The organism is Xanthomonas euroxanthea (assembly GCF_903989455.1).
Taxonomy (GTDB): Bacteria; Pseudomonadota; Gammaproteobacteria; order Xanthomonadales; family Xanthomonadaceae; genus Xanthomonas; species Xanthomonas euroxanthea.
In genome coordinates, this window is sequence record NZ_LR861803.1 from 1,721,842 (window position 1) to 1,740,437 (window position 18,596).

At 65.8% G+C, this 18,596-nt stretch carries 19 protein-coding genes; 10 read left to right on the plus strand and 9 right to left on the minus strand.

Annotated elements, in window-relative coordinates; translation table 11 throughout:
- Nucleotides 1–16: 16 nt before the first annotated feature.
- Complete coding sequence (locus H7A86_RS07410; RefSeq protein WP_104583365.1) at nucleotides 17–517, plus strand: MarR family winged helix-turn-helix transcriptional regulator; 501 nt, start codon at nucleotides 17–19, stop codon at nucleotides 515–517.
- A gap of 100 nt (nucleotides 518–617) precedes the next feature.
- On the opposite strand, the gene H7A86_RS07415 is transcribed toward H7A86_RS07410, so the two are convergent.
- The gene (locus H7A86_RS07415) at nucleotides 618–2,816 is read right to left on the minus strand and encodes a M3 family metallopeptidase (RefSeq protein ID WP_180708068.1); all 2,199 of its coding nucleotides are present in this window, start codon (nucleotides 2,814–2,816) and stop codon (nucleotides 618–620) included.
- 435 nt (nucleotides 2,817–3,251) lie between these two features.
- On the opposite strand from H7A86_RS07415, the gene H7A86_RS07420 reads away from it, so the two are divergent.
- A complete protein-coding gene (locus H7A86_RS07420) occupies nucleotides 3,252–3,740 on the plus strand; it encodes a glutathione peroxidase (RefSeq protein WP_119132451.1) in 489 nt (162 codons plus the stop codon).
- A gap of 121 nt (nucleotides 3,741–3,861) precedes the next feature.
- Here the strand turns inward: H7A86_RS07420 and H7A86_RS07425 are convergent, their stop codons facing one another.
- Together H7A86_RS07425 and H7A86_RS07430 are read right to left on the minus strand one after the other, a co-directional pair.
- Nucleotides 3,862–4,641 carry a ferredoxin--NADP reductase gene (locus tag H7A86_RS07425; RefSeq protein WP_104645084.1) on the minus strand — a complete coding sequence of 260 codons (780 nt, stop codon included), beginning with the start codon at nucleotides 4,639–4,641 and terminating at the stop codon, nucleotides 3,862–3,864.
- A 216-nt stretch (nucleotides 4,642–4,857) separates the two neighbouring features.
- Nucleotides 4,858–6,738 carry an ABC transporter ATP-binding protein gene (locus H7A86_RS07430; protein ID WP_119132450.1) on the minus strand — a complete coding sequence of 627 codons (1,881 nt, stop codon included), beginning with the start codon at nucleotides 6,736–6,738 and terminating at the stop codon, nucleotides 4,858–4,860.
- 263 nt (nucleotides 6,739–7,001) lie between these two features.
- On the opposite strand from H7A86_RS07430, the gene H7A86_RS07435 reads away from it, so the two are divergent.
- The 4 genes from H7A86_RS07435 to H7A86_RS07450 all read left to right on the plus strand — a co-directional run bounded on the left by H7A86_RS07435 (nucleotide 7,002) and on the right by H7A86_RS07450 (nucleotide 10,628).
- Complete coding sequence (locus tag H7A86_RS07435) at nucleotides 7,002–8,519, plus strand: fumarate hydratase (RefSeq protein ID WP_167765157.1); 1,518 nt, start codon at nucleotides 7,002–7,004, stop codon at nucleotides 8,517–8,519.
- A gap of 194 nt (nucleotides 8,520–8,713) precedes the next feature.
- On the plus strand, nucleotides 8,714–9,139 hold the full coding sequence (locus H7A86_RS07440) for a hypothetical protein (protein ID WP_164739662.1): 426 nt from the start codon (nucleotides 8,714–8,716) through the stop codon (nucleotides 9,137–9,139).
- A 28-nt stretch (nucleotides 9,140–9,167) separates the two neighbouring features.
- Nucleotides 9,168–9,803, plus strand: a complete 636-nt coding sequence (locus tag H7A86_RS07445; RefSeq protein WP_119132330.1) for a glutathione S-transferase family protein — start codon at nucleotides 9,168–9,170, stop codon at nucleotides 9,801–9,803.
- Nucleotides 9,804–9,989: 186 nt separating this feature from the next.
- Nucleotides 9,990–10,628, plus strand: coding sequence for a carbonic anhydrase (locus H7A86_RS07450; RefSeq protein ID WP_180708133.1), 639 nt, complete (start codon nucleotides 9,990–9,992; stop codon nucleotides 10,626–10,628).
- A gap of 166 nt (nucleotides 10,629–10,794) precedes the next feature.
- Here the strand turns inward: H7A86_RS07450 and H7A86_RS07455 are convergent, their stop codons facing one another.
- Together H7A86_RS07455 and H7A86_RS07460 are read right to left on the minus strand one after the other, a co-directional pair.
- The gene (locus H7A86_RS07455; RefSeq protein ID WP_119132329.1) at nucleotides 10,795–11,928 is read right to left on the minus strand and encodes a phospholipase A; all 1,134 of its coding nucleotides are present in this window, start codon (nucleotides 11,926–11,928) and stop codon (nucleotides 10,795–10,797) included.
- A 207-nt stretch (nucleotides 11,929–12,135) separates the two neighbouring features.
- Nucleotides 12,136–12,621, minus strand: coding sequence for a DUF456 domain-containing protein (locus H7A86_RS07460; protein ID WP_104648371.1), 486 nt, complete (start codon nucleotides 12,619–12,621; stop codon nucleotides 12,136–12,138).
- 227 nt (nucleotides 12,622–12,848) lie between these two features.
- On the opposite strand from H7A86_RS07460, the gene H7A86_RS07465 reads away from it, so the two are divergent.
- Nucleotides 12,849–13,064, plus strand: a complete 216-nt coding sequence (locus H7A86_RS07465; protein ID WP_003483561.1) for a cold-shock protein — start codon at nucleotides 12,849–12,851, stop codon at nucleotides 13,062–13,064.
- Between the two features lie 223 nt (nucleotides 13,065–13,287).
- On the opposite strand, the gene H7A86_RS07470 is transcribed toward H7A86_RS07465, so the two are convergent.
- A complete protein-coding gene (locus H7A86_RS07470) occupies nucleotides 13,288–13,770 on the minus strand; it encodes a glycine zipper 2TM domain-containing protein (protein WP_119132328.1) in 483 nt (160 codons plus the stop codon).
- Nucleotides 13,771–13,938: 168 nt separating this feature from the next.
- Nucleotides 13,939–14,367 (minus strand): hypothetical protein, encoded by a 429-nt coding sequence (locus H7A86_RS07475; protein ID WP_119132327.1) that lies wholly within the window; start codon nucleotides 14,365–14,367, stop codon nucleotides 13,939–13,941.
- A 74-nt stretch (nucleotides 14,368–14,441) separates the two neighbouring features.
- Here H7A86_RS07475 and H7A86_RS07480 point away from each other — a divergent pair, with 74 nt between their 5' ends.
- Nucleotides 14,442–15,272: a tRNA threonylcarbamoyladenosine dehydratase gene (locus H7A86_RS07480; protein ID WP_104648373.1), complete on the plus strand. Its 831-nt coding sequence runs from the start codon at nucleotides 14,442–14,444 to the stop codon at nucleotides 15,270–15,272.
- Between the two features lie 46 nt (nucleotides 15,273–15,318).
- On the opposite strand, the gene H7A86_RS07485 is transcribed toward H7A86_RS07480, so the two are convergent.
- Nucleotides 15,319–16,086, minus strand: coding sequence for a TatD family hydrolase (locus H7A86_RS07485; RefSeq protein WP_119132326.1), 768 nt, complete (start codon nucleotides 16,084–16,086; stop codon nucleotides 15,319–15,321).
- Nucleotides 16,086–16,301 (minus strand): DUF6116 family protein, encoded by a 216-nt coding sequence (locus H7A86_RS07490; protein WP_023903489.1) that lies wholly within the window; start codon nucleotides 16,299–16,301, stop codon nucleotides 16,086–16,088. Before H7A86_RS07490 ends, H7A86_RS07485 begins: the two co-directional genes overlap by 1 nt.
- Before the next feature lie 145 nt (nucleotides 16,302–16,446).
- On the opposite strand from H7A86_RS07490, the gene H7A86_RS07495 reads away from it, so the two are divergent.
- Both H7A86_RS07495 and H7A86_RS07500 read left to right on the plus strand, forming a co-directional pair.
- A complete protein-coding gene (locus tag H7A86_RS07495) occupies nucleotides 16,447–17,238 on the plus strand; it encodes a glycine zipper 2TM domain-containing protein (protein ID WP_006451921.1) in 792 nt (263 codons plus the stop codon).
- Nucleotides 17,239–17,395: 157 nt separating this feature from the next.
- Complete coding sequence (locus H7A86_RS07500; RefSeq protein WP_180708069.1) at nucleotides 17,396–18,571, plus strand: acyl-CoA dehydrogenase family protein; 1,176 nt, start codon at nucleotides 17,396–17,398, stop codon at nucleotides 18,569–18,571.
- Nucleotides 18,572–18,596: the final 25 nt, after the last annotated feature.

Genomic DNA, 18,596 nt, shown 5'->3' on the forward strand with positions numbered 1-18,596 from the left:
TAATCAAACGGGTGATATGAGTAGTTTCGATCCAACCGCACGTCGCGTGGACCACACCTGTGTGCGCTATCCGGCGTTTCCGCGGGAACCGGCCGTCCTGGTGAGGCTGATCAAGCATCTCTACAAGCGGCTGCACACGCAAGGGTGTGTGCGGTTGAAGCCCTACGGCATCAGCCCGCCGGAGTACGAGATTCTGATGATGCTCTACGGCACCCCGGAGCAGGCGATCACGCCCACCGAGGTGGCCGAGGCTGCCAGCGAGAAGCCGGCCAACATCACCCGCCTCACCGATCAGTTGTGCGAGAAGGGATTGATCGCGCGGGGCAGCAGTCCGGACGATCGACGCAAGATCATGCTGACCTTGCAGCCTGCGGGGTTGGCGTTGATCAACAGTCTGCTGCCCGATGCCTGCACGCTGCTCAATGCAGAGACGTCCGGCATCAGCGATGCCGAGCAGGTGCGGCTGGAAAAGCTGTTGAGGAAACTGCTCGACGGCGTGGATTCGGTCGAGCTCTGAGCGCGGCGTTTGCGCTGACTGCAGCAGGTCTTCTGATGGCGACCAACAAAAACGCCGCCCGGATCGCTCCGGGCGGCGTCTTCATTTCACTGCAGTGCGATTACGGCTTGGACTGCGGCGCTTCCGGTGTGGCGCCATCGCCACCTTGCGCGCTCAGGCCGCGCTTCTCGAGCAGCGGCTCGATCTGCGGTGCATGGCTGGCAAAGTTCTGGAACAGCTCCATCGCATCGACGCTGCCGCCGCGCGAGAGCAGGGTCTGACGGAACCGGTCGCCGTTGGCGCGGCTCAACCCGCCGTGCTGCTTGAACCACTGCTGGGTGTTGGCGTCGAGCACTTCCGACCAGATGTAGGCGTAATAGCCAGCCGCGTAACCGCCCATGATGTGGCTGAAATACGGGGTCTTGTAGCGTGGCGGCACCGGCGCGTAGGCGATGCCGTCCTGCTGCAGGGCCTTGGCTTCGAAGGCCATCACGCCGGCGGCGTCGGGCACCTGGCTGGCGCTGATCTGGTGCCAGTTCTGATCGAGCATGGCCGCACCCAGGTACTCGGTGGTGGCAAAGCCCTGGTTGAACTTGGACGCGGCAATCACCTTGTCCAGCAAGGCCTGCGGCATCGGCGTGCCGTTCTGGTAATGCTTGGCGTAGTTCTTCAGGATCGACGGCTCGTCGGCCCACATCTCGTTGACCTGCGAGGGGAACTCGACGAAGTCGCGCGGCACGCTGGTGCCGGAGAAATACGGGTATTTGACGTCCGAGAACATGCCGTGCAGCGCATGGCCGAACTCATGGAACATGGTGGTCACTTCATCCCAGGTCAGCAGCGTCGGCTGGCCGGCCGGCGGCTTGGGGATGTTGAGGTGGTTGGCGACCACCGGCTTGAAACCGGTCAGCGCCGACTGCGATACGTAGGAGTTCATCCAGGCGCCGCCGCGCTTGGATTCGCGTGCGTACATGTCGGCGATGAAGATCGCCAGCTGCTTGCCGTCGGCGTCGAACACGTCATAGACGGTGATGTCGTCGCGGTAGGTCGGCAGGTCGGTGCGCTGCTTGAAGGTCAGGCCATATTCCTGGTTGGCCGCGTAGAACACGCCGTTTTCCAGCACGTTCTTCAGCTCGAAGTACGGCTTGAGCTGGGATTCGTCGAAGTTGTACTTGGCCTGGCGCACCTTCTCGCTGTAGTAGGCCCAGTCCCAGGCCTCGAGCTTGAAGCTCGGCTTGCGTGCGGCCTTCTGTTCCTTGTCGATCATCGCCTGCAGGTCGGCCGCCTCGCGCTTGGCGTTGGCCACCGCCGCCGGTGCCAGCTTGCCCAGCATCGCGTTGACCGCTTCGGGCGTCTTGGCGGTCTGGTTTTCCAGCGAATAGGCCGCGTAGGTCGGGAAGCCGAGCAGCTTGGCCTTGTCGGCGCGCAGCTTCATGATGCGCGACACCAGCGCGGTGTTGTCGTACTGGCCGCCGTGGCTGCCACGCGAGACCGAGGCATCGTAGATCTTCTTGCGCAGTTCGCGATTCTTCAACTGTGTCAGCGGCGGCTGGCCGGTGGTGTTGAGCAGCGCGATCACGTACTTGCCGTCGAGCTTGCGCGCCTTGGCGGCTTCGGCGGCGGCGGCGATCTGCTCCTCGGACAGGCCGTCGAGCTGTTTGACGTCATCGACGACGACGGCAGCGGCATTGACTTCGGCCAGCACGTTCTGGCTGAAGGTGGTGCCCAGGTTGGCCAGCTCGGCATTCATCGCCTTGAGCGTGGTCTTGTCGGCATCGGAGAGCTTGGCGCCGTCGCGGACAAAATCGCTGTAGTACTTCTCGACCAGGCGCACGCCTTGCGCGTCCAGGCCCAGCTGGCTGCGTTGGTCGTATAGCGTCTGGATGCGCGCGAACAGCTTGCCGTTGAGCGAGATCGCGTCGCGGTGCGCGGCGAACTTCGCCGAGTAGTCGGCCTGCAGTTTCTTGCGCGCGTCGTTGGTGTCGGCACCGACCAGGTTGAAGAACACCGTGGTGGCACGATCGAGCGTGGCGCCGCTTTTTTCCAGCGCGATGAGGGTGTTGTCGAAGCTCGGCTTGGCTTTCTGGTTGGCGATCTTGTCCACTTCCTTCAACTGCTCGGCCATGCCGGCGTCGAAGGCGGGTGCGAAGTCGCTGTCGGTGATCTTGTCGAACTGCGGGTAGTGCAGCGGCAGCGTGCTGTCTGCGAAGAACGGATTGGCGTGGGTGGCGGCCTGCGTGGTGGCAGGTGCGGCGATGCTGTAGGACGGCATGGCAAGTCCCAGGGAAGCGGCCAGGGCAAAGGCGAGACGGGTGGTCAAGAGGGTTGCTCCAAAGTGCGAACCGCCGAGGCTACCCCAGCCGGGCCGGACAGGCGTGTGACAAAAGGCATGGCTGCAAGGTCCTCGCCTTGCCATCAGGCGGGCGCGAGCGGTGCGCGCCTTGCGGGCCCAGGACCGCTGACGCCGTGCGTGCGCCGCCGCCGGACGGGCGCTGCAGATACGTGCTGCGGCACGCTTTTCATTTGGCTGCATGCCGGCTGCCCGGCGAGCTGCCGATCTGCCTGCCTGGCCGATGCTGGCCGCTAGTGCGCCGTGCCAGCGGCCGGCAACGGTCGGGATCATCGGGTAGGGCCAGGTGGCTGCGGCAATGGATCCGTCGAGGACCGCCTTTTCCCCGCTGACACGCTTGCGATCGCGATGCCGCGCTACGGGCCGTTGCGTTACGCTGCCCTGCTTGCACACAGCGGGGCGGCCATGAGTGACATCTCCACGTTTGAATTCACCGACCTGGACGGTCGTACGCAGTCGATGCGCGATTACGCCGGCAAGGTGGTGCTGGTGGTCAATGTCGCGTCGAAATGCGGCTTTACCCCGCAATACGCCGGACTGCAGGCGCTATGGCAGCGCTATCGCGACCGTGGGCTGGTGGTGATCGGGTTTCCCTGCGACCAGTTCGGTCACCAGGAGCCGGGCGATGCCGCGCAGATCCGCCAGTTCTGCTCGCTCGATTATGCCGTGGATTTTCCGCTGGCCGAGAAGGTCGAGGTCAACGGCAGCGGCGCGCATCCGCTGTGGCGGTGGCTCAAGCACGAACAGCGTGGCGTGCTGGGATCGGAAGCGATCAAGTGGAACTTCACCAAATTCCTGATCGGCCGCGATGGCACGGTGCTGGAGCGTTACGCACCGACCACCAAGCCGGACGCCCTGGCGGCGGACATCGAACGCGCGTTAGTTGAATCGTAGGAGCGCACCTGGGCGCGATGAGGCATTACCGGGAACGCTTCATCGCGCCCGGGTGCGCTCCTACGGCGGTTGGTTCCGCACAGGAAACGCCGCATCGCGCTGACGTCTCACGCGCGCCGCATCATTTCTCGACGAAGGCGCGCTCGAACACGTAATGCCCCGGCGTGCCGATGCGTGGCGAGGTCTGGAAGCCACGCGCGTCCAGCAGGGTGCGCAGGTCGGCCAGCATCTGCGGGCTGCCGCAGATCATGAAGCGGTCGTTGGCCGGATCCAGCGGCGGCAAGCCCAGCGTGTGCTGCATGCGGCCATCGGCCATCAGTTCGGTCAGGCGGCCCTGATTGGCGAACGCCTCGCGCGTCACCGCCGGGTAATACAGCAACTTCTCGCGCAGCAGGTCGCCGAGGAATTCGTGCTGCGGCAGCTCGCGCTCGAAGTAGTCGCGGTAGGCCAGATCCTGCACGAAGCGCACGCCCTGGGTCAGGATCACCTTGTCGAAACGCTCGTAGGTTTCCGGATCCTTGATCACCGACAACCACGGCGCCAGGCCGGTGCCGGTGCCCAGCAGGTACAGATTGCGGCCCGGGTGCAGGTCGCTGATCAGCAGCGTGCCGGTGGGCTTCTTGCCGACCAGCACCTTGTCACCGGGCTGGATGTGCTGCAGCCGCGAGGTCAGCGGGCCATCCGGCACCTTGATGCTGAAGAACTCCAGATGTTCTTCCCAATTGGCACTGGCGATCGAGTACGCCCGCAGCAGCGGGCGGGTCTCGGTCTCCAGGCCGATCATCACGAACTGCCCGTTCTCGAAGCGGAAACCGGCATCGCGGGTGGTGGTGAAGCTGAAGTAGGCATCGGTCCAGTGGCGGACCTCAAGCACCGTTTCGGCGCCGAAAGCGGAAGACATACCGGTAAGTGTCGTGGGAAGAGTACCGGCCAATTCTACCTCAAGCCGGCCAAATGAGATGAACTCTCATTTGGCTGGGAATGGAGAATCGGGAATCGGGAATGGAGTGCAGCGCCGAAAGATCTGGGCCCCTTCAGGATCGGGAGGTTGAGTGCCTGTCAGCAGCCGCGAAGCCGCCTCTAACGATTCCCCATTCCCGACTCCCCATTCCCAGCCTCACCGATACCCCGCCGCCTGCAACTCGAACAGCTCCGCATAGCGCCCGCCCTGCGCCATCAGCTCGGCGTGGGTGCCGTTGGCCTCGATGCGGCCGGCGGCCAGCACCAGGATGCGGTCGGCCATGCGCACGCTGGAGAAGCGGTGCGAGATCAGCACCGCGGTGCGGTTGTCCGACAGCTCCTTGAAGCGCTGGAACACCTCGAACTCGCTGCGCGCATCCAGTGCGGCGGTGGGTTCGTCCAGGATCATCAGCTGCGCATCGCGCATGTAGGCGCGCGCGATGGCGATCTTCTGCCATTGCCCGCCGGACAGGTCCACGCTGTTCTTGAAACGGCGCCCGACCAACTGGTCGTAGCCATCGGGCAGGCTGTCGATCAGCTCGCCGGCCATCGCACGCTGCGCAGCGGCGCGGATGCGCGGCGCATCGTCCATCGCATCGACCTGGCCGACGCCGATGTTCTCGCCCACGCTCAGGTGATAGCGCACGAAGTCCTGGAAGATCACGCCCAGGTTGGCGCGCACATCGTCCAGGTCGTAATCGCGCAGGTCCTGGCCATCGAGCAGGATGCGGCCTTCGTCCGGGTCGTACAGCCGCGCCAGCAGCTTGACCAGGGTGGTCTTGCCGGCGCCGTTTTCGCCGACCAGCGCCAGCACCTCGCCGGCGCGTAGTTCGAAATCCAGATGCCGCACCGTCCACTGCTCGGCATCCGGGTAGCGGAAGCCCACGTCCTCGAACACGAAGCCCTGGCGGATCGGTCGTGGCACCGGCAGCGCGTTCGGGCGCGAGCGGATCTCCGGCACGATGTTGAAGAACGAATACAGATCGTCCAGATACAAGGCCTGGCCGGCGACTTGCGAAAACCCGATCAGCAGGCCTTCCAGCAACTGGCGCAGACGCAGGAAACTGCCGGCCAGGAAGGTCAGGTCACCGATGCTGAAATCGCCGCGCACCGTGCGCCAGGCGATGTAGCCATAGGCCATGTAGTAGCCCAGCGTGCCCAGTGCAGCCAGCAACGCGCCCCACAACGCACGCTTGCGCGCCAGTGCGCGGTTGGCCTGGAAGAACTTGTCGGCCAGCCGGCGATAGCGCGTGATCAGGAACCGGTGCAGGTTGAGGATCTTGACTTCCTTGGCGGTCTCGACGCTGGCGCCGACCTGGCGCAGGTAGTCGAGCTGGCGCCGCTCCGGCGTCCACTGGAAGTTGAGCGAATAGCCCAATGCGTTGAAATGCGCCTCGCCGATGAAGGCCGGGATCAGGGCGATCGCCAGCAGCAGGATCAACCACGGCGCATACACCACCAGGCCCACCGCCAGGCTGACCACGGTGATGGCGTCCTGCACCTGGCCGAACAGCTGGCTCATCAGGTTCATGCGGTTCATGGTCTGGCGCCGCGCGCGATCCAGCTTGTCCTGCCGGTCGGGGTCTTCGAAATCCTCCAGATCCAGCTGTGCGGCGTGTTCCATCAGGCGCACGCTGGCGGCGTTGTTGAACAGTTCCGACAGCAATGCATCGGCATAGCCGACCAGCCGGCCGAGCAGGTCCGACCCGATCGCCAGGGCCAATTCCAGCGCCAGCAATTCCAGCAGCCGGTTCAGGCGCCCGCTGCCCAGCGCCTGGGCCAGCGAGTCGAAGGCCGGTGGTTGGCCGACCAGGTGGATCGCCTCGTCGATGATCAGTTTGCCGATATACAGCGACGCCACCGGCATCAACGCGCGCAGCACGCGCAGGCCGATGCTGCTGGCGCTCAGCCAGCGGCTGGTCTGCCAGATCTGGCGCAGGAACGGGGGCAGGTTGCGCAGCGCGTCCAGGCGCTCGCGCAGGGTGGGGCCGGGACGGGGAACGGTGGGCGCGGTGGCGCCGGAACGGGGAGCTGACATCGCATCAGTGTGCAGCGCTTTGCGTGGGCGCGGGGTGTTGGAGCGCAGCAGTGCGCATTGCGGCAGTGGCGCGCGATCGCTGCTGCGGCGCTGGCTGCACGCTTGCACGGCAACGCGATCGGTGTCTGGCGGCGCGCCCGTGCCGCGGGCCGGCCCTGCGCGATCGATGGCCCGATCAATCGCCTCGATTGACGCAACGCCCGGACGCGCCGGAAGTTTCGACTAAAATGGCCGGATTGCCCCCGCCAGCCGTAGAGCCAGCCGTGACCTCGATCAAGCAGGAAGACCTCATCCAGTCCGTCGCCGACGCGTTGCAGTACATCAGCTACTACCACCCGGTCGACTACATCAGGAACCTGTCCGCTGCCTACGAGCGCGAAGAGTCGCCGGCGGCCAAGGACGCCATCGCGCAGATCCTGATCAACTCGCGCATGTGCGCCGAAGGCCACCGCCCGATCTGCCAGGACACCGGCATCGTCACCGTGTTCCTCGAGATCGGCATGAACGTGCGCTGGGACGACGCCACGATGGGCGTGGAGGACATGGTCAACGAAGGCGTGCGCCGCGCCTACAACCACCCCGACAACAAGCTGCGCGCCAGCGTGCTGGCCGACCCGGCCGGCAAGCGCACCAACACCCGCGACAACACCCCGGCGGTGGTCAACACCAAGATCGTGCCCGGCCACCATGTCGAGGTGATCGTCGCGGCCAAGGGCGGCGGCTCGGAGGCCAAGAGCAAGTTCGCCATGCTCAACCCGTCCGACTCCATCGTCGACTGGGTGCTCAAGACCGTGCCGACCATGGGCGCCGGCTGGTGCCCGCCGGGCATGCTCGGCATCGGCATCGGCGGCACTGCGGAAAAGGCCATGCTGCTGGCCAAGGAAGCGCTGATGGAGCCGATCGACATCGTCGACCTGCAGGCGCGCGGCGCGTCCAATCGTGCCGAGGAATTGCGCCTGGAACTGTACGAGAAGGTCAACGCGCTCGGCATCGGCGCGCAGGGCCTGGGCGGGTTGACCACGGTGCTGGACATCAAGGTCAAGGACTACCCGACCCACGCCGCCAACTTGCCGGTGGCGCTGATTCCCAATTGCGCGGCCACCCGCCATGCGCACTTCACCCTGGATGGCAGCGGCGCGGTGATGCTGGATCCGCCGTCGCTGGAAGACTGGCCCAAGCTCACCTACAACCCGACCAATGCGCGCCGGGTCAACCTGGACACCATCACCCGCGAGGACGTGGCCAGCTTCAAGCCGGGCGAAGTGGTGCTGCTCAACGGCAAGCTGCTGACCGGCCGCGACGCCGCGCACAAGCGCATGATCGACATGCTCAACCGCGGCGAAACCCTGCCGGTCGACTTCACCAACCGCTTCATCTACTACGTCGGCCCGGTCGATCCGGTGCGCGACGAAGTGGTCGGCCCGGCCGGCCCGACCACCGCCACGCGCATGGACAAGTTCACCCGCCAGATGCTCGAGCAGACCGGCCTGTTGGGCATGGTCGGCAAGTCCGAGCGCGGCGATGCCGCCATCGATGCGATCCGCGACAACAAGGCCGTCTACCTGATGGCGGTCGGCGGCTCGGCTTATCTGGTCTCCAAGGCGATCAAGGCCGCACGCGTGCTGGCCTTCGAAGATCTGGGCATGGAGGCGATCTACGAATTCGAGGTCAAGGACATGCCGGTGACGGTGGCGGTGGATGCCACCGGCGAGTCGGTGCACAAGACCGGCCCGCGCCAGTGGCAATCGCGCATCGGCAAGATTCCGGTGGTGGTGGAGTAAGTAAACCTGGAACGGCGACGCACGTGCACTGCGTCGCCGTTTTCGGTTTGGGCGCTGCGCGTGCCTGCTGTTCGCACGCGGTGCCTGGGTCCTGGAAAAAACGCCTGCATGCGTGTCTCACGTCGGGTGCGGGCGGCCCGGCAGGAACGGGCTATGCTCGGGGCCTACATGCCGGCGCCCTCAGGAGAACAGGAATGCTCCGTCTCATCTGCCTTGCCGTCCTGGTGTGCGCCAGCCTGCCGCTGGCAGCGCAACAAAGGACCCCGCCCACCGTGCTGTTTCCGTCCGGCAACTATGCGCCGCAAGCCACCGCGCCAGTACCGTTTGCAGAGAAAAAGCCGCTCAAGCCCAGCGACACCGCAACGCGCTTCGACGGCCCCTCGGCGATGGAGCGCTGCATCGCGCAGTGCAACCGCCGCGCCGCGCAGTGCGCCGCCGACCGGCCCAGCGAAAGCAGCTGCCGCATGGCGGTGGCACCACGCGGAAAGAGCTGCGACGCCACCCAGAATCCGGCGCAGCGGGCCAATTGCATGGCCCAGGTGTTCGATTGCACCCAGCAGAGCGATGTCAATCGCTGTGAACCGCACAAGCTCGCCTGCTTGCGTTCCTGTACCAACTAGTCCTGCACCAACTAACGAGGGAGTCTGCATGACCACGACGCTGTACCACGCCCCCAGCACTGCCGCACTGGTCGTGCATTGGCTGCTGATCGAACTCGATGTGCCGCACGTGCTGCATCCGCTCGATTTCGAGCGCGCCGAGCAGAAATCCCCCGCGTATCTCGCACTCAACCCGGCCGGCGTGGTGCCGACGCTGGTGCTGGATGGGCAGGTGCTGACCGAGGCGGCGGCCATCGTGCTGCACCTGGCCGACCTGCATCCGCAGGCTGGCTTGGCACCGCCGCCGGGGACGCCGGCACGGGCGGCGTACTACCGGTGGATGTTCTTCTGCGCCAACACCTTGCAGCCGGCCTACCGGGCCTGGTTCTATCCGGACGAGCCGGCCGGCGCCGCGCATGCCGATGCCGTGCAGGTCCAGGCACGCGCCAGGCTCGAAGCGGCCTGGGCCCAGGTCGACGCGCACCTGCAGGCCAATGGTCCGTATCTGCTGGGCCAGACCCTGTCCGCGGCCGATTTCATGCTGACCATGCTGATGCGTTGGTCGCGCAACATGCCCCGGCCCAGCGACACCTGGCCGGCCCTGCAGGCGCATGCGCAGCGAATGAAAGTCCGCCCGGCATTTCAGGAAACCTATCGCCGCGAGGGTCTGACGGACTGGACCTGAACCCGGGGGCGCGGGTTGCGAAATCGTGTCGACATAAGCCCGCGCCGGGCCATGGTGCCGCGCCTGGCCCGGTGTACGATCGCGAGACAACCAGAGAGCAGGGGCTCGTCCATGTCGCATTCCGCATCCCGTCGAAAACTGCTGCAATGCGCCTGTTGTGCGCCGATTGCCGCCGCCGCCGCGTCACTGCCGTTTGCCGCAGGCGCGGCGCCGTCGAAGAAGACCGATCTCAATGCCGAGCAGGCCTTGCAGATCCTGCGTGACGGCAATGCCGCGTTCGTGGAAAACCGCCCCAAAAAGGTCATTTCCGACAGCAAGCGCCGTCTGGAACTGGCGCTGGGGCAGACCCCGTTCGTGATCCTGGTGTCGTGCTCGGATTCGCGGGTACCGCCGGAGTTGCTGTTCGGGCGTGGCCTTGGCGAGATGTTCATCGTCCGCAATGCCGGCAATACCGTCGACACCACCGCGTTGGGATCGATCGAATACGCGGTCAGCCAGCTCGGCGTGCCGCTGGTGGTGGTGATGGGCCACGAAAGCTGTGGCGCGGTTGCTGCGGCGGTGTCGGTGGTGGAGCAGAACGCCTTCTTCCCCGGTGCGATCGGCGCGATGATCGAGCCCATCGTCCCGGCGGTACTGACCGCCAAGAGCAAGGGCGGCGGCGACCTGCTGGCGGCCTCGGTCAAGGCCAACGTCAAGCGCACCGTGGACCGCCTGCGAGGCGCGTCCGAACCGGCGCTGCTCGAACCGCTGCGTGCAGGCAATGTCCGCGTGGTCGGTGCGTACTACACCTTGAAAGATGGCAAGGTCGATTTCTTCGACGTCTGATCGCCGCCAGCACCGCGTCATCCAGCAAAGCCGTTTCATGGACATGGCGCAGGATGGTCTGCTGCGCTGTTTGTCTACCCGCAATCGCATAAGTAAAAAGCCGGCATGCGCGCATGCCGGCTTTTCAATGAGGCTGGACGTTGCTCACTGCAGCAACGTGACCTGCTTAGAACCACTCCAGCAACGACACGCCCAGGCCGATGTAGGTGGCCTTGTGGTTGTAGTCGATCAGGCTTTCGCCGTAGCCGTCGAACACCTGCACGTGACCGCGCAGCAGGTTGGTGATCGGGAAGCCGTAATCCAGCTGCACCGAGCCGTGCGAGCGGTCGCCGCCGCGCAGCGAATGCCGCGCGATCAACGCCACTTCGTGCCCGTCCTTGTTGTAGACCAGCGTGGCATCGCCACGGCCCATGTAATCCTCGATATCGGGATTGTTGTCGTCGGCACGGTCTTCCTTGATGCGGAACCACGGGCGCAGCGTCAGCGCCCAGTTCTCGCGATCCAGGCCGATGTTGAGGATGACCCGGTTCCAGGAGCGCGACAGCGGATCTTCGCGGCCATTGGACATGTGGTTGATGCTGATGCCGCTCATGCGGCCCTTCCAGCCGAACAGGCTGTAGTTGTTGCGGAACACCAGCATCGCTTCCGGCTCGTAATTGGTTTCGCGGAACGGGCGCGAGGCATCGCTGTTGTAGGCCTGCCAGCGCGAGCTCTGGGTGTAGCCCATCCAGATGTCGCCGTTGTCGCCGAACAGATCTTCGACCACCTTGGTCTTGAAGCTGAGCTGGAACTTCAGTTCGGTACTGTCCAGTTGCTGCGGGGTGGACACCGAGTTGGCCGGATTCGGCGACTGCGGGGTGCGGTTGGAATCGCTGGTCCAGAACGCCGGCAACAGGTAAACCGGCTTGTAACCGCGCAGCTGGAAGGTGCCGAGCTTGGAATCCTTGGCCAGCTCCCAGCGGCGATCCAGCAACGAGCCGCGGCCGGCATTGGCAACTGCCTCGGCCTTGGGCTGGTCCTGGCCATCGGCGCGGAAGAAATCGCCAACGCGGCTGATGGCGCGCTCATCCTGCGGCTTGGAGTGCTTCTGCTTGGCGATCTGCGCGGCGGCGTCGGCCTCGGCGGTCAATTGCGGCGTGTAGCCCAGCGCCTGGTCGTAACAGGCCAGCCGCGCCGCATCCGAGGTGACGGAGGTGCAGGCCTGCGGGGAAGCGGGGGTGGGGGCGATTTCCTGGGCGTGCGCCAGCGGCGCGGCCACCAGGGCGATCAGCATCAGGGGACGGGTGCGGTGCTTGGACATGGGCAGTCTGGCCGAAAAAGGCGCCAGGCAGGCGCGTCAGATGCGAAGCTTAACGGTCGCGCCTGCATACGCGATGTGTACACGGTGGCATAACATCCTGGCGATGCTGCAATTGAAGGAGGTCGGCAGCCGACGAACGCCTGCGCCGTCCTCGTCAGGACGAGCCTGCACGCAAACAAGTGCTCGTTGTCGGGCCGTTGCGAGCCGCTAGAAGAACCAGGCGATGGCGAACACGCCCAGCATGCACAGGCCGAGCGCCAGCTTGGTCGCGGTGCCGAACACGATGCCCAGCCAGGTGCCGATGCCGACCTTGGTGGCCTGGTCGGACTTGCGGGTCTGCCAGTATTCGCCGAGCCACGCGCCGGCGAACGGGCCGACGAACAGGCCGATCGGCATGAAGAAGATGCCGACGACCGAGCCGATCACCGATCCCCATAGTGCCGCCTTGCTGGCACCCACCCGCTGGGCGCCGTACACCGTGGCGAGGAAGTCGATTGCAAACGACAACGCCGTCATCAGGCCCAGGATCACCAGCGCCACCCAGCCGACATGGGCGAAGCCATCAGCCCAGGCGGCCACCAGCAGTCCTGCGAACACCAGCGGCAGGCCCGGGAGCGCCGGCAGGACGACCCCGGCAAGGCCGATCAGTACCAGCACGCCAGCCAGGATGTAGTAGACGACGGTCGTATCCATGAGGTTCAAAAATGTCCCGTTTCAGGCTTGACAAAATTGTGCAAGACCTGCTTGAAAATTCGTTTTGTGCGGGTTAAGTTGCCAGCGCTGCTGTTTGCAACGGTCACCGTGAATCGTGGCCTGATGCGGTAGATCGTTCGATCCGCTACATCCTTGTACCTCGCTTCCTCCTTGCAATCACAGCCACCACCGTCAGTCCATCACAGTGTCGTAGGGAGTCAGTCGAGATGTCCAATATCGAACGCGAGAATGGTGTCGTGAAGTGGTTCAACGATGCCAAGGGCTTTGGCTTCATCAGTCGCGAAAACGGCGAGGACGTCTTCGTCCATTTCCGTGCGATCCAGATCCAGGGCTTCAAAAGCCTCAAGGAAGGCCAGAAGGTCAGCTTCACCGTCGTGCAGGGACAGAAGGGCCTGCAGGCCGACGCGGTGCAGGTGGTCTGAGCGAGGCGCGACACGCCAGGCCATCGTGCAGACAGCAGAAAGGCCCGTTGCCGGGCCTTTCTGTCGTCTCGCCAACGCTGGCGGATCGAATGTAGCGAGCAGTCGTCAGGCGGGTGCGGAGCAATCGCATTGCACGCGTGGTCCACGCCGGTTCCGGCGGCCAACCGCGCCCACCTGACGATGAGCGCCGTCGTTGTGCTGGCGCTCCGGCTGCGTGCGTCGATCAGCGCAGCACGACCTTGCCGTTGACCACGCGCACATAGGCGTTTTCGCGCACGCCGGCCAGATCGCGCTGGTTCACCACGACGACGCGGCCATCGTCCATGCGCACCTGCACATCGAAGCTCTCGCTGGTGACGTTGTTCTGGATCGCATTGCCCGCCACCGCGCCGGCGGCGGCACCGGCCACGGCCGAGACGTTCTTGTTGCCCTTGCTGCCACCGGTCTCCTTGGAGATCTGGCGCCCGGCCACCGCGCCGACGATGCCGCCGAGCACCGCGCCGGTGCCGGTGGGAGCGCTGCGGGTCGGGCCGACTTCATCGATGCGAGTCACGATGCCGCAATCCACACAGCGTGCCTGCGGCTGCGAGTAGCCCTGGTCGTAGCCGCGGTCGCCGCGATAGCTGCCGTACTGGGGCTGGGAGGTGGCGCAGCCAACCAGCGTTGCGGTTGCAGCCAGGCCAATGACGAGCAGTCGGGTCTTCATGAGGTCTCTCCGGGGTGGTTCGAAAAAAGCGGTCAGGGCCGCGGCGACGTCATCCTGTGTTGGTCTGGGTGAACGGTCTGCCAACTGCATCACTCCAGGCTTAACGAAACCCGAGCGTCCTGTTCACCACCGCTGCCGCGCGCATCAATGCGGCGGCGCGATGCCGGGTCAGCGGAAGTCGCGATGACAGGCCTCGCAGGCGTCATTGATCTGTGTCCTGACTGCGGCAAGCGCGGCGCAATCGGCTGGGGGCGTGCGCCGTGCCTGGTCCAGGACGGTGCGCAGGGCGCTGGCATGCTCGCCGAAGCGGCGGTCTTCGCCGATGTCCGGGAAGGCCGGTTCCAGTTCGTCGGCAAGCAGGCGCAACGATTGCAGCCGCGCTCGCTGGCGTGTGGCATCGCAGCTGGCATTGGGGTCGGATTGCAAGGCGCGCAGCTGGTAAGCCATCACCTGCATCAGGCTGTCCGGCACCGGATTGCGTGTGGCCTGCAGCACGCGCGCCACCATCACCGTGCCGACCAGCCCGATCAGGATGCCCAGCACCAGCAGGAAGGCGTAGCGGGACGCGCGCGATTGTTCGGTGGACGAGGCGGGCATGCAAGGACTCCGGTGGACGTGAGGTGTCGCCACGTCGGTGGGCGCGCGCGCAGCGGCGCGCGTAAAATAGGCCGATGAAAGCACAATGGCGTGAACGCTTTGCCGGTATCGACCGGCTGTACGGAGTCGGCACGGTGGAGCGCCTGGCCGCCTGCCGCGTGGCGGTGGTCGGGATGGGGGGCGTGGGCTCGTGGGTGGTCGAGGCGCTGGCGCGCACCGGCGTCGGGCACATCCGCCTGATCGATGCCGACGACCTGTGCGTGTCCAACACCAACCGGCAACTGCCGGCGTTGGCAGGGCAGTACGGACGCAACAAGGCGCGCGCGATGGCCGAACGCTGCCTGGCGATCAATCCGGAGATCCAGGCCGATGCGGTGGAGGCGTTTCTCACCGCCGGCAATATCGAACAGCTGCTCGGCGATGACTTCGATCTGGTGATCGATGCCTGCGACAGCTTCCGGGTGAAGGTGGAAACCATCGCCTGGTGCCGCCGACGCAAGCTGCCCTTGCTGACGGTGGGCGCCGCTGGCGGGCGTACCGACCCCACCCTGGTGCGTGTACGCGATGTCTCGCGCACCGAGCACGACGCGATGCTGGCGCTGATCCGCAAGAAGCTGCGCAGCGAGTTCAACTTCCCCAAGAATCCGCAGCGCTATTTCGGCGTGCCGGCGGTGTACTCGCTGGAGAACGTCAAATATCCGCAGGCCGATGGCAGCGTCTGCGGCATCCGCCCGCAGCTGGATGCCGACGCCACGCTCAAGCTGGATTGCGGCGCCGGGCTGGGCGCGGCCACGCATATCACCGGCACCTTTGCGTTTGTCGCGGTGGGCAAGGCCCTGGAGATGTTGCTCAAGCCGAAGCGGGCCACCACCGCGTCGCCGGCGGCCGAGGCCGCTGCAGGCTGATGGCGTCACCCGCGCTGCGTCACCTCGTCTGCATCGCGTACCGGTATCAGCCCGGCAACCCGAACAACCGCCGCGCGTTGGCGGTGGTCTGCGCGGCGATGCGCTCGGCCGACTCGTCGCGTAGCTGCGCGATGCAGTCCAGTACCGTGCGCAGGCAGGCCGGCTCGTTGCGTTGTCCGCGGATGCTGGCGTCGGGCTGATCCGGCGCATCGGTTTCCAGCAGCAGCCACTCCAGGGGCATCGTCGCGGCCAGGCCGCGCAGGCGGTTGGCGCGCGGGTAGGTCACCGGGCCGCCCAGGCCGATCAGGAAGTCCAGCTTCCACAATTGCCGTGCCTGTTCGGGGCTGCCGGCGAAGCTGTGGACCACCCCGCGCAGGCCGCCCACGGCCTTGATGCGGGCGATGACCTCTTCGGTGGCGCGCCGCGCATGCACGATCAGCGGCAGGTCGAAGCGCCTGGCCAGCTGCAGTTGCCCGTCGAAATACTCGCGCTGCATCTGCGCGTCCAGCCCGTCCAGATAGAAATCCAGCCCGCACTCGCCGATGGCGCAGGGACGCTCGCGCTCGATCCAGTCGGCCAGCAGCTCCAGATGGTCGGGGCGGTGCTGCTCGAGAAAGATCGGGTGCAGCCCGTAGGCCGGGTGCAAGCCGGGGGCCTGGGTGCAGACGCTGCGCAGCTGCGGCCAGCTGGCGGCGGTGACCGCCGGGACCACCTGCTGCACGACACCGGCCGCCTGCGCGCGCGCGATCACCGCGGCGCGGTCGTGCTCGAACTCGCCGGCATCCAGGTGGCAATGGCTATCGACCAGCTGCATCAATCGCGGCGCACCGGCGCGGGCAGCGGCGCCTTGCGCGTCTTCCAGTTGGCCAGCAGCAGCGTGGTCAGGCCGAACAGCAGCTCGTCCAGGAACGGGATCGGGTCCGGGAGCACCAGGTCGACCAGAAACAGCGCCGCAGCCAGCTTGAACAAGGTGGGGTAGCGCAGCTTGCTGGCCCAGTCCAGGGCGCGCGAGGTGATGGGGTTGCGCATGCGAATGCTCCGGCTGTTAGAAGCGCATGAAGTAACCGCTAGCTGAACTTAACTGCGGCGTTCATGAGCGAGGGCGTTTTTGTTCAGGGTTCACGTGCTGGAATCACCCCGTCAACAACGCGGCGTGTCCGCACGGAGCTGGATCATGAAGAGCAATACGACAACTATACTGGTCGCTGCTGGTGCGTTGCTGGTCGGAGGCGTGGCCACTGCTGCCTTTATGAACAATCGCCCGTCATCCGGCGATTTCGTCGCCAACGGCGAGCCGGCACCGCGTGGTCTGGAATACGCCGACGTGGTCAAGGTGGCACCGATCACCGAGCGCGAGCCGCAGTACGCACAGGTCGTCAACAGTGCGGCCATCCGCGAAACCACCACCAGCTCCTCGCCGCGTGAAGTCTGCCGCGACGTGGTGGTGCAGGAACGTCTGCCCGAGCGCGATGGCAATGTCGGCGGCACCGTCGCCGGTGCGGTGATCGGCGGCCTGCTCGGCAACCAGGTCGGCGGCGGCAACGGCCGCAAGCTGGCCACGGTGGCCGGCGCGGTCGGTGGCGGCATGGTCGGTAACCGTGTGGACCGTAACCATGTCGGTGGCCGCGTGGTGGACCGCACCGAGCGCCAGTGCCATACCGAAAACGCCAATTCGCAGTCCTCGCGCGTGGTGGGCTACGACGTGACCTACCGCAATGCCGACGGCACCACCGGCACCATGCGCATGGACAGCAAGCCGGGCGAGCGCATCTCGCTGGGCGATGCCGACAACGTGGTGGCCTACGACGTGACCTACCGTTACGACGGTTTCGAAAAGACCGTACGCATGAACGACAAGCCGGCCAGCGACCGCCTGCCGGTGGTCGACGGTCAGCTGGTGACCCAGACCGCCTCGACGGCCGGTGACCGCGGCGTCCGTGTGGATGCGGGCAGCACGCGCCAGTAAATCGCTGGCAGCCACCCTCCCGGGATCGCTGCAGTAGCAAGAAAGGAGCCGGCATTGCCGGCTCTTTTCGTTTCCAGGCGCCAGCGGTGCATCCCGTGCGCTGCACGGGCCGCCATGTCCGGCCGGCAACTGGCTGATAATCGTCGCTTCTCCTGCAGTGGAAGCCGACATGCCGGTACGCCCCGATGACCTGTTCGATGTACGCGCGCTGCTGACCGATGAAGAGCGGGCAGTGCAGGATGCGGTGGCGCGCTTCACCGACACGCGGGTGCTGCCGGCGATCGGAGACGCCTTCGATGCAGGGCGCTTCCCGCGCGAATGGGTGCCGGAACTGGCGGAGCTCGGCCTGCTGGGTGCCAGCCTGCCGGTCCGCGATGGCGGCGCGGGCCTGGGCGCGGTGGCGTACGGATTGATCTGCCAGGAACTGGAGCGCGGCGACAGCGGCCTGCGCAGTTTCGTCAGCGTGCAGTCCTCGCTGTGCATGTACCCGATCCATGCCTACGGTAGCGACGAACAGCGCCAGCGCTGGTTACCGGAGATGGCAGCGGGGCGTCTGATCGGCTGTTTCGGGTTGAGCGAAGCCCAGGGTGGCTCGGACCCGGCCGCGATGACCACGCGCGCGGTACGGCAGGGCGATGGCTGGCGCTTGAACGGGTCCAAGATGTGGATCACCAACGGCAGCATCGCCGGCATTGCGATCATCTGGGCGCATACCGATGACGGGGTGTGCGGCTTTCTGGTGGAGACCGGCTGCGCCGGCTTCCGTGCGCAGGACATCGGGCACAAGATGAGCCTGCGCGCGTCGGTGACCTCGGGCCTGTTCCTGGACGATGTCTATGTGCCCGAGCAAATGCGGTTGCCGAACGCGGCCGGTCTGAAGGCGCCGTTGAATTGCCTCAATCAGGCGCGCTACGGCATTGCCTGGGGCGCGATCGGCGCGGCGGTGGCCTGTCTGCGCGAGGCGCTGGCCTACAGCGGGCAACGCATCCTGTTCGGCCGGCCGCTGGCGGCCACGCAGAGCGCGCAGATCAAGCTGGCCGACATGGCGCGGCGGATTTCCACCGCGCAACTGCTGGCGCTGCAGCTCGGGCGGCTGAAGCAGGCCGGCCAGCTGCGGCCGGAACAGATCTCGCTGGCAAAGTGGAATAATTGCCGCATGGCCCTGGATGTGGCGCGGGAGTGCCGCGATCTGCTGGGCGCGGCCGGCATCACAACCGAACATGTGGCGATCCGGCATGCGCTGAACCTGGAATCGGTGATCACCTACGAGGGTACCGAGACCGTGCATCAGTTGGTGGTCGGGCGTGCGCTGACGGGACTCAATGCGTTTTGACGAGGAGTGGGTGTTGATCGACAGG

What these genes read in the sequence shown, in the direction of transcription:
- H7A86_RS07470 (WP_119132328.1), bottom strand. Translation starts at nt 13,770, where the DNA reads ATGAAGACCCGACTGCTCGTCATTGGCCTGGCTGCAACCGCAACGCTG.
- H7A86_RS07430 (WP_119132450.1), bottom strand. Translation starts at nt 6,738, where the DNA reads ATGTCAGCTCCCCGTTCCGGCGCCACCGCGCCCACCGTTCCCCGTCCC.
- H7A86_RS07420 (WP_119132451.1), top strand. Translation starts at nt 3,252, where the DNA reads ATGAGTGACATCTCCACGTTTGAATTCACCGACCTGGACGGTCGTACG.
- H7A86_RS07485 (WP_119132326.1), bottom strand. Translation starts at nt 16,086, where the DNA reads ATGCAGCTGGTCGATAGCCATTGCCACCTGGATGCCGGCGAGTTCGAG.
- H7A86_RS07480 (WP_104648373.1), top strand. Translation starts at nt 14,442, where the DNA reads ATGAAAGCACAATGGCGTGAACGCTTTGCCGGTATCGACCGGCTGTAC.
- H7A86_RS07455 (WP_119132329.1), bottom strand. Translation starts at nt 11,928, where the DNA reads ATGTCCAAGCACCGCACCCGTCCCCTGATGCTGATCGCCCTGGTGGCC.
- H7A86_RS07490 (WP_023903489.1), bottom strand. Translation starts at nt 16,301, where the DNA reads ATGCGCAACCCCATCACCTCGCGCGCCCTGGACTGGGCCAGCAAGCTG.
- H7A86_RS07440 (WP_164739662.1), top strand. Translation starts at nt 8,714, where the DNA reads ATGCTCCGTCTCATCTGCCTTGCCGTCCTGGTGTGCGCCAGCCTGCCG.
- H7A86_RS07495 (WP_006451921.1), top strand. Translation starts at nt 16,447, where the DNA reads ATGAAGAGCAATACGACAACTATACTGGTCGCTGCTGGTGCGTTGCTG.
- H7A86_RS07410 (WP_104583365.1), top strand. Translation starts at nt 17, where the DNA reads ATGAGTAGTTTCGATCCAACCGCACGTCGCGTGGACCACACCTGTGTG.
- H7A86_RS07425 (WP_104645084.1), bottom strand. Translation starts at nt 4,641, where the DNA reads ATGTCTTCCGCTTTCGGCGCCGAAACGGTGCTTGAGGTCCGCCACTGG.
- H7A86_RS07465 (WP_003483561.1), top strand. Translation starts at nt 12,849, where the DNA reads ATGTCCAATATCGAACGCGAGAATGGTGTCGTGAAGTGGTTCAACGAT.
- H7A86_RS07475 (WP_119132327.1), bottom strand. Translation starts at nt 14,367, where the DNA reads ATGCCCGCCTCGTCCACCGAACAATCGCGCGCGTCCCGCTACGCCTTC.
- H7A86_RS07460 (WP_104648371.1), bottom strand. Translation starts at nt 12,621, where the DNA reads ATGGATACGACCGTCGTCTACTACATCCTGGCTGGCGTGCTGGTACTG.
- H7A86_RS07445 (WP_119132330.1), top strand. Translation starts at nt 9,168, where the DNA reads ATGACCACGACGCTGTACCACGCCCCCAGCACTGCCGCACTGGTCGTG.